A 13875-nucleotide genomic window follows, 5' to 3' on the forward strand; every position below is an offset into this window, starting at 1 on the left:
CATTAAATGAAGGAGTTCTACCGGCGCCTCACTCAGGAGAGGCGCCTTGCCATTGAAGTGCTCGTGGTATCACTGATTATCAATATGCTGGGGCTGGTGTCATCGTTATACAGCATTCAGGTGCTCAACCGCTATCTGGCCCTGGGCATTGATGAAACACTGATTACATTAACATTAGGTGCACTGATCGCCATTGGACTTGAGGTGTTTTTACGAGGCGCCCGGCATAATGTCGTTAAATGGCTCTGTCGCAAATCCGATAAACAGATGGCGAAAGCTGCGATGCATGCTATTACCTCCAGTCGCTATCTGTCCTTTGAAAATCTACCTTCAGAGGCGCGGCGTGAGGCCTTGAGTGGTCTTAATACAGTACAGATGTCATTTGGCCCACAGAATCTGTTATCCCTCGTGGATGGCCCATTTGGGTTGATTTTTGTGTTGTTCGTTTTTCTGTTGAGTCCTGTGGTGGGGTCAGGAGTACTGTTATTAAGTCTGATCATCGCAGGATTTACCTGGCTGCTGTATAACGCCATCGATGACCCTTCCAAAGGGCTGATTAAGTCGGTGGTCTCCTGGGGGCGTTTGCAAAACGGCCTTTGTTCCAGTGCGGAGTTAACCCGTGCATTTCCAACACAAACATTGGTGGCGGCTAAATGGGATGAAAATGTTCAGGATGTGACTCGCTTCAGGGGAATGGTGGCGGGTCTGCAGGGGCATATCGGCACCATTGGTGTTATCAGTGCCGCGCTCGGTAGTATCGTTATCTTCGGCTTAGGTTCTCGCGAGGTTCTAGCGGGTAATCTTGATGTGGGTTCTCTGATTGGCGCCAGTATTTTAGGCTCCCGGGCGATTGGCCAGTTAAATCGGGTGATGCAACTTATCGAACCGGTCAAAAGAGGGATGCGCTCACTTGAGCTTTTGGGACAGCTTGCCCGCTTACCGCAGCAGAATGAAGCGGGGATGAGCCTGACGCATGTTAAGGGTGATCTTGCCTTTGAGGATCTTGCCTTTGCGTATCCTGGTCAGCCGGTGCCGTTATTTGAATCCCTTGATTTCAAACAACCTCCCGGCACGGTGTTGGTTTTTAAAGGGGCGAACGGGGCCGGTAAAACCACGTTTGCCCGACTGTTAACCGGCCTGCTGGAGCCTGCGAGGGGGCGTATCAAAATAGACGATATGGATCTGCGTCAGGCCTCGCAAGTATGGTGGAGTCAGCAGCTAACCTATTTTCCGCAGGAGCCGATGTTTCTCGATGCTCCCTTAAGGGAAAACCTCACAATGGGTCGAGATATCGATGATGATCTGTTGGTTGAGACGCTGCAAGAAGTGGGTTTGGGGAGCTTTTTGCAAAACAGCAAAGAGGGGCTGTTGATGCCGCTTTATGCCAATGGTGCCTCTCTCTCTATGGGCGTCAGAAGGCGTATCGCACTAGCGCGGGCGTTGTTAGTCGATGGTCAGGTTGTCATCTTTGATGATCCTACCGAAGCGCTTGATAGCCAGGGTTGTATCGCTGTCGCGAATATTCTCAACCGGTTAATCAAAGCGGGAAAAACCGTTGTTGTGATGTCGAATGAAGCATTTATCATTAAAGCAGCCAATTTTATGATCGATCTCGATAAAAAGCCTCAGCCGGGCGTTGTTCACGCAGAACCCATAAAACATGAGTTGGATGCTAAATAATGCCATTTAAAATCCTGGGGCTCAGTCAGTTAACGCAATACTTCAAACCCGATCATGATCCGGACGACATCCGTGGCATTTTATCCAGTCGCTTACATATCTGGGGGCTTGGAGTATTATTGCTGCTGCTGGCTCTTTGGGTGTCTTTTTTTACCCTTGATATGGCGAGTCGGTCCGTAGGCGAAGTGATACCGGCAACGCTGACCAAGCCCATTCAGCATCTTGAAGGGGGGATTGTCCGCGCTATTCTCGTGTCTGAGGGGCAACGAGTCGAAAAGGGCCAGCCGTTGGTCGAGCTGAAGCGTGTTGCCTCCGAAGCTGATCTGGGGGTCGTGGAAAAGCGTATCCGCTCACTTGAAATTCGGGTGATGAGAATTCGGGCGCAGCTTGCCGGTGAATCCTCTTTGCCGGTGCCTAAGGGGTATTCACCACAGGATGCTCAACAGATCGATAATGCTAATCAGATTCTGACTGCCGCTTTTGATCGGTATCGCTCCACTCAGGATCGGCTGTTAAGACTGATCGAGCAGCGAGAAGCTGAGTTGAGAGAACTGAATTCCAGAGAGTTACATCTTAATCAGAAATTACGCTTACTCAGAGAGCAGGTGAGTATTAATAATGCGTTGCTAAAAGATGGTCTGGTAACCAAATATGAGCAGTTGAATCTGCTGCAGGAAGAGCGATCACTGACCGGTGCGGTGGCCGAGATTCGTTCGACTAAACAGAGCGCCGAGGCCTCAATCAGTGCCGCTCAGTCGGAACTGGAGTCATTTCGTTCAACAGAGATCGAAGCCTTAGAAACTGAGTTTTCCGAAGCCCGGATGGAACTCGAAGAACTGCAAGATCAGCGTCTTAAGTTATCCGACACTCAGGACCGGCTTATCGTTACTGCACCTTCAGATGGTACTGTTTTAAACCTCAATGTGCTGGGGCCTGATGTTGTGGTTAAACCCGGCGGTACCTTGATGAACCTGGTCCCCGTTGATGACCCCTTAGTGATTGAAACCCGCTTGCCGGTAGGGGATGTTGGCCTGGTCAGGGTCGGCCATCGGGTGCGGATGGAGTTGATGTCAGGTACTGCCAGAGGCTTCCGCCCTATCACCGGTGAGGTGGTGTCGGTGAGTGCCGATCGTATGGTGGATAATGACGGTATGCCTTTTTATAAGGTCAGAGTCAGGCCTGATACTTATGAGTTTATTCGCGGAGCGCAATCGTTTCGGTTGATTCCGGGGGTACGTGTCCAGGTGTCGATACTGGTTGGCTCCCGTACGGTTATCAGCTATCTGTTCGAGCCGTTTATGTCGATCTCTCAAAATGCGCTGATTGAGCCCTGAATTGTGTCGTTCCCACGCAGGAGCGTCGGAACGATGAAGATTGTTTTATGTGCTGTCTCTCGTGGTATCACTTCCAACATGTAAAATTGCGCAATACTGCGGTGAAAATATACTCTTTGTGGCCTTATACCCAGACTGTCAGTCGGATTTATTAGGCGGATGGCTGGTTGTACAATTGGTCACGTGTTAAATAATAGTCGTCGCTGTATAGTCAGGACGAAATAGCTTAGCGGGAAAGCTTTATGTCTAAGAAAGTAGTCAGGTTTGAGTTCGAGAAAGAAACCAAAAACAGTGTGCGTTATAAAGAAGTACCCGAAGAGGGAACCGCGCCAATCGTCGGCTCTTTGTATGTTCAGAAGTGGTTTGCAGGTAACAGCAAATCTATTGAGATCACGATTAGCAAAGATGATGAGTGACAGCTAATAAGGGGTGGTGCCTGGGAATTGTAAACTTACCCGGGAGCTTTAATAATTTAAAAAAGAGCTTTAATGAAAAGAGAGCGCGTTAGTTCTGCAGCCCTGGCTGCTCGCACCGAAACGGGACAAAAGCTGGCGCTTCCAGGTCGGTAATGTGTGTTGACGGACAAACGGTAAGGTGCATTCTGCTTCTAAAATGACTTGAGCTCCGGAGCCGATCTGCAAACCTTAAAAATTTGTATCGTCATTGTGTAAAGTGCTGAGTGCCCAGGGAGGGCAATCCCCCCGAAAAATAACGATGCGCCGGTGCCCGCCTCAAGACCATAAACAGATCTGATAGTCTTATCACGATGCATCCGCTTTTTTGTATAACGAAGCGTTATCCAATACGTATACTCTGCATCGATCCCAATACACCGAATGCTTGTAGCAACCATATCACAACAACAATGACGACGACGATGTTGAGGATGTTTTTGATCTTGCGGTCCATCGGCAGGTAAGTATTGACCAGCCAAAGCAGCACGCCCACTACAATCAGGGCGACAATCAGATTAATCAGTGGCATGTGGGTATCCTTAAGGTTTGCTGATATTCCGGCTGATGTTCACTTACCGGTCGACCAGGGTAGAGAAATAGATAAGACGGACACTGATCGTGTCCGGCTTACTTTGTTCAGGGTTTAGCGGTTAATTTTGGAGATTTTGGTGCCCTCAATACTGATTCCGGCCATCAATCCTTGTTGGCTGAATATGAAAGCATAGGCGTCATCTTTCATTGAGGATGTCGACATATTCTTTGCCACACCGTCATCAACGACGACCACGGTTGGGCCTACACCCAGTTCCCAGCCTTTTGAATCCTTGAGATATTTAACCGCTTTGTCGGTCATCAGGAAAACCGCATAGCCGTAAGTTTGCGCGCCTATTTGTAAGCCCCATGAGCCGGTGACGCTGTTGTAATAATCGACAACCTGATCGTTTTCGATCAGTTCGCCTTCACCATAGCTACCGCCGAATACCAGGCCTGCCTTGACCATATTGGGAAATACCAGCACCGCTTTGGCGGTCTTCGATAACGTTTTAGCAACCGTTTGTGTGTCATAGAGTGTCTGCAAGGCTTGCTTTGAGTCCTTGTCCAGATCTTCTGATGTTGCTGCGCTGACCGGGGTCATAACGGTCATCGCGATGATTGCTGCCGCTGAGAGAAAGGAAGTTATTAATTTTTTGGATGATGTGTACATTGTGCTACTCCTGCAAGTGGGGCTCTGATGTTTACTGACGAGTACTAATCTCCTGCTGGACGAATCAGAGTTGTGGTCTGTGCAGCTGTGTCGTTAGTGCTGATGATGAGGTTGCGCCACAAATCAGGCGCGGTCTGTACGTTAGCGAACACTCTGCGGTTTATTCAGTTCAGTGTCAGAGGGCGGCCTTTTGCGCGGCTGATATCTTTGTTGCTGCTTATGTACGTCAGCAGACAGATGGCGATGTGGATTCTGGGTAAGCTAAACCCACTGGAACCGATACCAAACCTTTTGAGAGTGTGACGCCAGGAGCCTCTAAGTATGACTGGTCGATGTTTAAGAACCCGCTCATCAAAAAAATCTCATCAAAAGAGTCTCATCAAAAAAAAGGAAAGACCATGAATAAGGTAGATAGCATGAAGACCCTGAAGCGCTGCGCAGTCACTACGATGGCTGCCCTTATGCTGCTCAGCCTGGCTGGATGCAACAGTATGTCGAGACAAGAACAGAATACCGCTATCGGTGCAGGTGTTGGTGCCGTTGGTGGTTCCATTCTTACAGGGGGCAGTGCGGCCGGAACCGTCGGTGGTGCCGCGGTTGGCGGTGTAATCGGGCACGAAATCGACAAGTAGCGATGGCCTGTCGATCAATGTGCAAGATCGAGATCCTCAAAAGGTAATACTCAGAACGCAATGCTCAAAACGTAATAAGAGAAATTAAAGATGAAACTAATGCAGATTATCAGTGCCGCCCTTATGGCAAGTGCTTTACTTATGACTCTGCCTGGTTGTGACAGCCAGGATGGCCCAATGGAAAAGGCCGGTGAAAGTATCGACAGTGCGGCAGAGAAAGTAGGTGAAAAGCTGGAGGATACCGGTGAATCGGTTAAGGACACGGCACAGGGAAATAACTAATTGCGTTAGCCCTGAGTCTTAAATAGCGGCCATTGGTCAATCACTGATGACCAATCACTGACGAATAGGGATACCAACCGGCTATCCCCTTTCATCTGAAATGATGAGTCTATGTGTGGCAGCGTACAGATCTTGTTCTGCTTTAGGTGCAAAGTGGTTATTTAATGCGCGCCTTACCGCCGCATAGTGAACTGAAGGATACAACTATGAAAGCTTTTGTTTATCAGGGTAAGGGACTAAAAGTACTTGAAGACCGACCTAAACCTGAGCTGCAGGAGCCGGGCGACGCCATCGTGAAAATGGTGAAAACAACCATTTGTGGTACCGATTTACATATCCTCAAAGGCGATGTTGAAACCTGTGAACCGGGGCGCATACTGGGTCACGAAGGGGTGGGTATTATCGACTCTGTAGGTGCTGGCGTGACGGCATTTCATCCCGGCGACCGGGTTTTGATCTCCTGTGTTTCTGCTTGTGGTAAGTGCGAATATTGTCGACGTGGAATGTATTCTCACTGCACCACCGGGGGCTGGATTCTGGGTAATGAGATCGACGGCACGCAAGCTGAATATGTGCGTACTCCGCATGCCGACACTAGTCTCTATCCTATTCCTGAAGGCGCTGACGAAGAAGCGTATGTGATGTTGAGTGATATTCTGCCGACCGGCTATGAATGTGGTGTCTGCAATGGCAAAGTTGCGCCAGGCTCGACGGTTGCAATCGTGGGCTCCGGTCCGATCGGACTATCAGCGTTGTTGACAGCACAGTTTTACTCACCGGCGCAGATAATCATGGTGGATATTGATGATGCACGCCTGGAGGTTGCCAAACAGTTTGGTGCGACAACTATCGTCAATAACAGCGATGGTAAGGCGGCCGAGACCATTATGAAGCTTACTCAGCAGCGTGGTGTTGATACGGCAATGGAAGCGGTTGGTATTCCGCTCACATTCGAGTTGTGTCAGGACATTATTGCGCCCGGCGGAACCATTGCGAATATCGGCGTACATGGTAAAAAAGTCGACCTGCATCTGGAGCGACTCTGGTCACAAAATATCTCTATCACCACGCGCCTTGTGGATACTGTTTCTACGCCGATGCTTTTGTCCAGCGTACAGTCTAAAAAGGTTGACCCGGTACAGTTGGTTACCCACCGTTTTAAGCTGGATCAGATTATTGAAGCCTATGAGGTATTTGAGAACGCGGCTAAAACCAAAGCGATTAAAGTCATTATCGAGGTGGCTTAGTGGTAGCTGAGTTCGCGGTTAACCCTGATCTTCCCAATGCAGTCGAGAGCATCTGATAATGAGCCAGTTTCCCCATACCTACACTGTCACCGTTGCAGGCAAACCGGAAAGTAGTCTGACTGCAAAAGCTGAAAATCTGCCCGCGCTTGATGTGGCACCGCCATCACAATTTGGCGGCCCCGGAGATCAATGGTCACCCGAAGCGTTGCTCATGGCATCGGTTGCCAGCTGTTTTGTGCTTTCATTCAGGGCGATAGCGACAGCCTCTAAGCTTGAATGGTCCGCCATAGAGTGCGTCGCGGTGGGGACGTTAGACAGTGCCAACAGGCAGGTCCAGTTTACCGATATTTTAACCAAAGCCAAATTACAAATTCTGGCAACGGAAAATATAGAAGCAGCCCGGAAAGCACTTAAGAAAGCAGGGGAAACCTGTTTTATCAGTAACTCTTTATTGTGCCAGTCGAACCTCGAATGTGAAATTATCAGTAGTGGTGATTAGCGACTTAATACCCGAGGATGTTATCAGTGTTTTTCTGCAAAGGTTAAGGCACTCCATCACCGAGTTTTTTACTCTCAATCGGTCTCTTCTGTAGATGGCTATTATGACCGCTAAACTCAGTTATGCCGTGCGCCTCCCGGTGTTAGCAAAATATCTGGGTTTGCTGGCTTTTATGCTGGCTCTGTTGACGCTCGTGCCGCTGGCGGCTGCGGTTATGTTTCAGGACTTTGAGATCGCGCTACGCTACCTCGGTGTCATTGCTGTACTGATGCTTTCCTGGAGTATGTCACGCGCCATCGTTGAACCCAGACATATACAAACGAATGAGGCGCTGACAATTGTTGCGCTGGCCTTTGTGTTTTCTCCATTACTGATGACCTTTCCGTTTATGGGCAGTGGTTTAAGTTTTTCTAACGCGCTGTTTGAAGCGGTGTCAGCGGTCACTACGACAGGCCTGTCGGTGACCACCGATCTTGCCGGTAAGCCTCAGACGTTTCTCTTTGCCCGTTCATGGATGCAGTGGTACGGAGGGCTGGGCATTATCGTGTTGTCGGTTGCGATGTTAATGGGCGCTCAGCTTCCGGGGCGAACGCTGAGTGAGCCGCTGGGCGGTGAAACTCTGGCGACAGCGACCTGTATTCATGCGCGCCAGACGTTGATTATCTACAGCGTACTGACGGTTATCGGCATTGCTCTGGTCTGGCTGATCTCCGGTAACGGCATGGTTTCCGTAAACCATGTGTTATCCGCAGTATCAACGGGTGGTTTTTCTCAATTTGATAACAGTCTTGCGGATATCGATAGCCGATATAGTCGGTGGGCTATTTTAACAATCAGTCTGTGTGGTGCTTTACCGTTGCCTCTCTATGCGGTGTTGTGCTCAAAAAAATGGCGCAAAGGTGTTGAGGATGCAGAGCTGCGTGCGCTTATTGTGGCGGTGGCGCTGGTGACGCTGCTGCTGTTGCTGTCCTTTTATTTTCATTCAGACATGGCGTTTGGCGATGCTGTCGGGCATGCGTTGTCACTGGCGATCTCGGCACAGTCGACCACGGGCTTTACTACGCTTGACCTGAGCCGGATAGACGATAGCGCCAAACTCAGCATGATTGTATCGATGTTAATCGGTGGCGGTGTCGGTTCGACAGCCGGTGGTATCAAACTATTACGCTTGCTGATTGTGCTGCGCCTGATTCAGATTGTCATGCGGCGTGTGATGATGCCACCACAGGCCGTGCTTTACCCAAAATTGGGAGGCAAGGTGTTAGAAGATACTGAAGTACAACGCGCTCTGATTCTTATTCTGTTATTTCTCGGGGTGGTGGTTTGCTCCTGGTTTGTATTTTTGCTCTACGGTTTCAGCCCGATGAATGCACTGTTTGAGGTGGTGTCAGCAACGGCCACGGTAGGCTTGAGCACGGGCATCACCACGGTTGATATGCCAACGTTCCTGAAGCTTATTCTGTGTCTGGATATGCTCTTTGGACGGCTGGAAATGATTGCATTGCTGGTGGTGCTGTATCTGCCCAACTGGATCGGCAAACGTAAGGAATTATCATGAAAGCGATATTTGTGGGTGCAAGTTCCACCGCGATAATGACCGCACAGTTTCTCCTAAAACGTAATCATGACGTGATTATTATTGAGCGGGATAAAGATAAGATTGATGAGATCTGTAACGATTTAGATTGTGGTTTTCTGCATGGCGATGGTAGTAAACCTTCATTGCTGAGGGAAACGAACCCGGAAGACACCGATGTTCTCTACTGTCTTACCGGTCATGATCAGACCAACATCATTGCCAGTCTGGTTGGCCGTTCGTTAGGCTTTGATAAGGTTGTGACGAAGATACAGGATCCGAGTTATGAGCATATCTGCATCGAACTCGGGCTGGAGGCCACCATTACCCCGTCACGTACCATCGGCAGGCACCTGGCGGATATGTTCGAAGGCCGTGATTTGTTTGAACTCTCTACGATGTTTCGATATGACGCATCGCCGTTTTCGTTTGTTGCGCAGGAAAAAGATGTTGGCGAAGTGAGTGGTCTGGCATTGCCCAAAGACAGCCGCATTATGTGTATCTATCGCAACGAAAAATTGATTATTCCGCAAGAAGATCAGCTGATTGAAGAGGAAGATGAGGTGATTATTATTACCCATCGAAAAAATCTTGAAACACTGCGTAAGCAGTTGAGTACCCCTATTGACGATATAGAGTAAGCCGCAGACGCGGATAACACTGACAGTGATAATTTAAACCCCGATATTTAATGAATGCCCATAGCTGAATATCACTGCCTCACATCACTGTACAGGCCAAAGGGTTGGCCCTACACTCAGCATCAGCTGACATTCTACTCAACCTCTATTCAATCGATATGAAACAGGACGTTATATGAGCCATGAAGAGATCCACAGATCGCACCGGGTAGGTTGGTTGCGTGCTGCAGTACTGGGGGCAAACGATGGCATAGTCTCAACGGCCAGCCTGATTATCGGGGTTGCCGCGGCGAGCACTACTCATGAGGGTGTGTTGTTGGCGGGGGTGGCGGGGTTAGTCGCTGGCGCTATGTCTATGGCGGCGGGTGAGTATGTATCCGTCAGTTCGCAGTCGGATACGGAAAATGCTGATCTCGAAATTGAGCGGAAGTCTTTAGAAGATGATGTTGAGTTTGAGAAAAAAGAGCTTGCCACTATCTATGTCGGACGAGGGCTCGAACCGGCGTTGGCTAAGCAGGTCGCTGAACAGCTGATGGAACATGACGCTCTGGGTGCCCATGCCCGGGATGAGATCGGTATCACCGAAACCGGAAGTGCCCAGCCAGTTCAGGCGGCGTTTTATTCAGCAGGCACCTTTACTATTGGTGCTGCGCTGCCATTAGTGGTGGCCTGGGCCGTGCCTGGCAGCTTGCTGATGATTATGGTTGCGCTGTTTTCGCTGGTGTTTCTTGCCCTCCTTGGCGGGGTTGCAGCGCGTGCAGGTGGGGCATCAATCACTATCGGTGCTATCAGGGTGACATTCTGGGGGGCACTTGCGATGGCGCTGACCGCCGGAGTAGGGCAGCTTTTTGGTGTGGTTGCCTGAACGTCATCAGCACAAAGCGCACCCTGGTGAAACCCGTGTGCGCCTGAAACTGCTTATCTGACTGTCAAAAAAGTACAATCAATCGATCTGATAATCTATTCATTAACACCCTTGTTGACCGCACTATAGACACAGGTCAATGCAATGCATTGCGGTTCTATGCTGTTAAGACAAGAGGTGATGATGAAAACTATAAAAACACAGGTTGCTATTATTGGTGCAGGTCCTTCGGGTTTGTTGCTGGGCCAGCTGCTGGCGAAGCAGGGGATCAGCAATATTATTCTTGAGCGGGTCACCGGTGATTATGTTTTAGGCCGTATTCGTGCGGGTATTCTGGAGCAGGGCTTTGCCGATCTGGTGCGTGAGGCGGGTGTTGCTGAACGTATGGATAGCAGCGGTGATGTCCATGATGGTTTTGAAATCTCCGCCAATGGCGAACGCTATCACATCGACCTGAAAGGTCTGACCGGCGGTAAAACCGTGGTCTGCTATGGGCAGGTCGAGATTACCCAGGATCTGATGGATGCCCGTGAAGCGGCGAGCCTGCCGACTTACTACGAAGCCTCTGATGTGCAACCGTTGAATGTAAAATCCGATTCCCCCTCTGTTACTTTTACCCATGATGGCGAGCAGTATGAACTTCAGTGTGATTACATCGCGGGCTGTGATGGTTTTCACGGTGTTTCGCGGCAGACCATTCCTGAAAATGTGCGGACCGAGTTTGAGCGGGTCTATCCATTTGGTTGGCTGGGGCTGCTGAGTGATACGCCACCTTGTAATAGTGAGTTGATCTACTGCAAGCATGAGCGCGGTTTCGCGCTGGCGAGTATGCGTTCTGAAACCCGCTCCCGCTATTACCTGCAAGTGCCACTGACCGATAAAGTGGAAGACTGGTCGGATGACGCTTTCTGGGAAGAGCTGAAGAAGCGTCTGCCTGCCGATGTGGCTGAAAACATGGTCACCGGGCCAAGCATCGAGAAAAGTATTGCGCCGCTACGATCGTTTGTTTGTGAGCCGATGCAGTATGGTCGTCTGTTCCTGGTGGGGGATGCCGCGCATATCGTGCCGCCAACCGGTGCTAAAGGTCTTAACCTTGCGGCGTCTGATGTGGCGACCCTGTACAAAATTATGACCCGTGTCTATAAAGAGAACGATCCTGAGTGTATTACCCAGTACTCAGATATCGCCTTGCGCCGGGTGTGGAACGGTGAGCGCTTCTCCTGGTGGATGAGTAATATGCTGCACAACTTTGGGCAGATGGAAACCGGCGATATGGATGCCGCAACCTTCAAACGGTTTATGGATTCAGAGCTGAACTACTACCTGAACTCTGAAAATGGTCGTCGGGTGATTGCCGAGCAATATGTTGGTTTACCCTACGAAGAGTTGGCGCCTTAATCCGGGGTCGATCCGTTTAGTCAAGACCGCTAAGTCTGTTAGTGGATAAAGAAACACCGGCCGATGCCGGTGTTTTTGTTTTTATGGCTGCGCTTTAAGCGTTTTAACAGGCATCTTTTTACTCTGCCATATCCCCTCTGCGGTGAACAGTATTAAGCCGGTCCAGATCAGTGCAAAGGTCACCAGCTTATTAGCGTCCAGCGGTTCATCATAAACGACCACAGCAAGGATAAAGGTAAGGCTGGGGGTAATGTACATCAACAGCCCGTTAATGGTCAGCGTCAGGCGTTTAGCGCCTGCGGCAAAGCAGATCAGTGGCAGGCTGGTGACAATACCCGCAGCGATCAGTAGCACGGACATCCGGACGCTTTCAGAAACAAAGGCCAACTCGTTGTGTTGTGCCAGCCAGAACAGATAGAGCAGGGCAAAAGGGCTGAGTAGCAGGGTTTCAATCAACAGGCCTGAGAACGGGTCGACCACTATCTGTTTGCGCAGCAGGCCATAGGTGCCGAAACTACAGGCTAGCACCAGTGCAACCCAGGGCAGGCTGCCGAGTAGAACAAGTTGATAGGCAACGCCGATAACTGCCATTGAAACTGCAAGCCACTGAACTCGTCTGAGTCGCTCGCCAAGAATTAACATGCCTAACAGCAAACTAACAAGCGGGTTGATGAAGTATCCCATCGAAGTATCGAGGATATGTCCTTGTCCTACGGACCAGATAAACACCACCCAGTTAATGGAGATCAAAATAGCGGAAGCGGCCAGTTTGGCGAGTAGTTTCTTTTGGCGCAGGTTTCGCAGCAACTCCTGACATCGGCCAGATGCAGCGATGAACAGGGCCATGAAGATAACTGACCAGATAATACGGTGAGAAAGCACTTCAAAGGGGCTGACCTCAGCAACGCTTTTAAAGTAGATGGGAAACAGGCCCCACATGCCATAAGCGGAGAGTGCGAACAATATGCCTTTGCGTTGTTCGCTGGTGTCGATTTGCATGCAGATTTCCTTAATCTCGGGTAACGGGGTGAAGTAACCAGCGCTGTTGGGTGGACACGGAAATCCGCTTCAGCACACGGGTCATGATGGCGACAAACAGCAGGCCAAAGGCAAGTCTGGCCCAGAGCACGCCCGAGAGATCGGCACCCAGTGTCAGTACCAGCAGGGTGTCTTCGATCATGCTGTGACACAGGCTGAGCAGACACAACGCTGAAAAACAGTCTTTGGCGCTGACCTGGCCGCTCTGGGCTTCGCGGATCAATAATCCTCCACCAAATGACAGGCCCAGTGTTACACCGATAATCGTCAGCGAGGTCGCCTGCGGGCCAATGCCCAGCAGTTTGAGCAGTGGCTGTAGTAACCAGATCATCAGGCGCTCGATATGAATCCAGCGCAGGAAACGCAGCAGGCTCATCAACGCAGTGATAATTAGAATGATCATGGCAAAACTTTGCAGTTGGCTGATGCACCAGCTGAGCAGGCTGTCATCGGTTGCTGGTGTTTGCCAGATCAGTACCGCCGGTTGCTGTAGCCAGTCACCCCAGCGGTAGCTGTAATGTAATAGTGCTCCGAGTACTAACGCCGCAACGATACGGATCAGCAGGGCGACCATCAGTTTCACACCGGCTTTTTGTACAATGCGCAGCTCTATGGGCAGGCTATGAGCGATCAGCATCATGGTGCTAATGACGGTCACCTGGGCGACGCTCAGGTTTTCCTGCGGCGCTAGCTGAAAGAAGATCAGCATTCCACCGTAGATACTGGTTAGCAGAGTGGTGGCCCACACCAGTCCCATCGAATCCGGCAGACCTACCAGCAGCATCGCAGGCTCTAATACCTTGCTGATATAGGGAATAGCACCCAGTTCTTCCAGGATCTTGACGATGATCAGCACTGGAATCATCAGCTTAAACAGCATCAGGCAGACCGCATAGATCTCATTCGCCAGGCTGGGAACGGTTTGATAAAAAAATGCTTTAAGTCGATGCTGCATTTAAGAGGCCATGAACAGATGCAAGAAGCTGCTAGTTTAATCGACAGCTCTGGCTTTCGATTTTGTTTT

General features: G+C 50.1%; 15 protein-coding genes. 11 read left to right on the forward strand and 4 right to left on the reverse strand.

Annotated features, from left to right (window positions below; all coding sequences use genetic code 11):
- Positions 1-6: 6 nt before the first annotated feature.
- The 3 genes from Q0499_RS11240 to Q0499_RS11250 all read left to right on the forward strand — a co-directional run bounded on the left by Q0499_RS11240 (position 7) and on the right by Q0499_RS11250 (position 3430).
- Entirely contained in the window at positions 7-1680 is a 1674-nt protein-coding gene (locus Q0499_RS11240) for an ATP-binding cassette domain-containing protein (RefSeq protein ID WP_299199346.1), read from the forward strand.
- Positions 1680-3014, forward strand: coding sequence for an HlyD family type I secretion periplasmic adaptor subunit (locus Q0499_RS11245; protein ID WP_299199349.1), 1335 nt, complete (start codon positions 1680-1682; stop codon positions 3012-3014). Before Q0499_RS11240 ends, Q0499_RS11245 begins: the two co-directional genes overlap by 1 nt.
- A gap of 242 nt (positions 3015-3256) precedes the next feature.
- Positions 3257-3430, forward strand: coding sequence for a hypothetical protein (locus Q0499_RS11250; RefSeq protein WP_299199351.1), 174 nt, complete (start codon positions 3257-3259; stop codon positions 3428-3430).
- A 379-nt stretch (positions 3431-3809) separates the two neighbouring features.
- Here Q0499_RS11250 and Q0499_RS11255 read toward each other — a convergent pair whose 3' ends face one another.
- Together Q0499_RS11255 and Q0499_RS11260 are read right to left on the reverse strand one after the other, a co-directional pair.
- On the reverse strand, positions 3810-3998 hold the full coding sequence (locus Q0499_RS11255) for a Thivi_2564 family membrane protein (RefSeq protein ID WP_299199353.1): 189 nt from the start codon (positions 3996-3998) through the stop codon (positions 3810-3812).
- A gap of 114 nt (positions 3999-4112) precedes the next feature.
- Positions 4113-4673, reverse strand: coding sequence for a lipid-binding SYLF domain-containing protein (locus Q0499_RS11260; protein ID WP_299199355.1), 561 nt, complete (start codon positions 4671-4673; stop codon positions 4113-4115).
- Between the two features lie 398 nt (positions 4674-5071).
- Here Q0499_RS11260 and Q0499_RS11265 point away from each other — a divergent pair, with 398 nt between their 5' ends.
- The 8 genes from Q0499_RS11265 (at position 5072) to pobA (ending at position 11813) form a co-directional block, all read left to right on the forward strand.
- Positions 5072-5305, forward strand: a complete 234-nt coding sequence (locus tag Q0499_RS11265; protein WP_299199357.1) for a glycine zipper 2TM domain-containing protein — start codon at positions 5072-5074, stop codon at positions 5303-5305.
- Positions 5306-5395: 90 nt separating this feature from the next.
- Positions 5396-5587: a hypothetical protein gene (locus tag Q0499_RS11270; RefSeq protein WP_299199359.1), complete on the forward strand. Its 192-nt coding sequence runs from the start codon at positions 5396-5398 to the stop codon at positions 5585-5587.
- Positions 5588-5793: 206 nt separating this feature from the next.
- Positions 5794-6834: a zinc-dependent alcohol dehydrogenase family protein gene (locus Q0499_RS11275; RefSeq protein WP_299199362.1), complete on the forward strand. Its 1041-nt coding sequence runs from the start codon at positions 5794-5796 to the stop codon at positions 6832-6834.
- Positions 6835-6892: 58 nt separating this feature from the next.
- Positions 6893-7333, forward strand: a complete 441-nt coding sequence (locus tag Q0499_RS11280) for an OsmC family protein (RefSeq protein ID WP_299199363.1) — start codon at positions 6893-6895, stop codon at positions 7331-7333.
- Positions 7334-7436: 103 nt separating this feature from the next.
- On the forward strand, positions 7437-8891 hold the full coding sequence (locus Q0499_RS11285; protein WP_299199365.1) for a potassium transporter TrkG: 1455 nt from the start codon (positions 7437-7439) through the stop codon (positions 8889-8891).
- Positions 8888-9550 (forward strand): TrkA family potassium uptake protein, encoded by a 663-nt coding sequence (locus Q0499_RS11290; protein WP_299199367.1) that lies wholly within the window; start codon positions 8888-8890, stop codon positions 9548-9550. The genes Q0499_RS11285 and Q0499_RS11290 overlap by 4 nt, the downstream gene beginning before the upstream one ends.
- Before the next feature lie 175 nt (positions 9551-9725).
- A complete protein-coding gene (locus Q0499_RS11295) occupies positions 9726-10415 on the forward strand; it encodes a VIT family protein (protein ID WP_299199369.1) in 690 nt (229 codons plus the stop codon).
- Positions 10416-10607: 192 nt separating this feature from the next.
- Positions 10608-11813, forward strand: coding sequence for a 4-hydroxybenzoate 3-monooxygenase (gene pobA, locus Q0499_RS11300; RefSeq protein WP_299199465.1), 1206 nt, complete (start codon positions 10608-10610; stop codon positions 11811-11813).
- A gap of 81 nt (positions 11814-11894) precedes the next feature.
- Here pobA and rarD read toward each other — a convergent pair whose 3' ends face one another.
- The gene (rarD, locus tag Q0499_RS11305) at positions 11895-12812 is read right to left on the reverse strand and encodes an EamA family transporter RarD (protein WP_299199372.1); all 918 of its coding nucleotides are present in this window, start codon (positions 12810-12812) and stop codon (positions 11895-11897) included.
- Between the two features lie 10 nt (positions 12813-12822).
- On the reverse strand, positions 12823-13806 hold the full coding sequence (locus Q0499_RS11310; protein WP_299199374.1) for a hypothetical protein: 984 nt from the start codon (positions 13804-13806) through the stop codon (positions 12823-12825).
- Positions 13807-13875: the final 69 nt, after the last annotated feature.

The organism is uncultured Amphritea sp. (assembly GCF_937127095.1).
Taxonomy (GTDB): Bacteria; Pseudomonadota; Gammaproteobacteria; order Pseudomonadales; family Balneatricaceae; genus Amphritea.

What these genes read in the sequence shown, in the direction of transcription:
- Q0499_RS11240 (WP_299199346.1), top strand. Translation starts at nt 7, where the DNA reads ATGAAGGAGTTCTACCGGCGCCTCACTCAGGAGAGGCGCCTTGCCATT.
- Q0499_RS11245 (WP_299199349.1), top strand. Translation starts at nt 1,680, where the DNA reads ATGCCATTTAAAATCCTGGGGCTCAGTCAGTTAACGCAATACTTCAAA.
- Q0499_RS11250 (WP_299199351.1), top strand. Translation starts at nt 3,257, where the DNA reads ATGTCTAAGAAAGTAGTCAGGTTTGAGTTCGAGAAAGAAACCAAAAAC.
- Q0499_RS11255 (WP_299199353.1), bottom strand. Translation starts at nt 3,998, where the DNA reads ATGCCACTGATTAATCTGATTGTCGCCCTGATTGTAGTGGGCGTGCTG.
- Q0499_RS11260 (WP_299199355.1), bottom strand. Translation starts at nt 4,673, where the DNA reads ATGTACACATCATCCAAAAAATTAATAACTTCCTTTCTCTCAGCGGCA.
- Q0499_RS11265 (WP_299199357.1), top strand. Translation starts at nt 5,072, where the DNA reads ATGAATAAGGTAGATAGCATGAAGACCCTGAAGCGCTGCGCAGTCACT.
- Q0499_RS11270 (WP_299199359.1), top strand. Translation starts at nt 5,396, where the DNA reads ATGAAACTAATGCAGATTATCAGTGCCGCCCTTATGGCAAGTGCTTTA.
- Q0499_RS11275 (WP_299199362.1), top strand. Translation starts at nt 5,794, where the DNA reads ATGAAAGCTTTTGTTTATCAGGGTAAGGGACTAAAAGTACTTGAAGAC.
- Q0499_RS11280 (WP_299199363.1), top strand. Translation starts at nt 6,893, where the DNA reads ATGAGCCAGTTTCCCCATACCTACACTGTCACCGTTGCAGGCAAACCG.
- Q0499_RS11285 (WP_299199365.1), top strand. Translation starts at nt 7,437, where the DNA reads ATGACCGCTAAACTCAGTTATGCCGTGCGCCTCCCGGTGTTAGCAAAA.
- Q0499_RS11290 (WP_299199367.1), top strand. Translation starts at nt 8,888, where the DNA reads ATGAAAGCGATATTTGTGGGTGCAAGTTCCACCGCGATAATGACCGCA.
- Q0499_RS11295 (WP_299199369.1), top strand. Translation starts at nt 9,726, where the DNA reads ATGAGCCATGAAGAGATCCACAGATCGCACCGGGTAGGTTGGTTGCGT.
- rarD (WP_299199372.1), bottom strand. Translation starts at nt 12,812, where the DNA reads ATGCAAATCGACACCAGCGAACAACGCAAAGGCATATTGTTCGCACTC.
- Q0499_RS11310 (WP_299199374.1), bottom strand. Translation starts at nt 13,806, where the DNA reads ATGCAGCATCGACTTAAAGCATTTTTTTATCAAACCGTTCCCAGCCTG.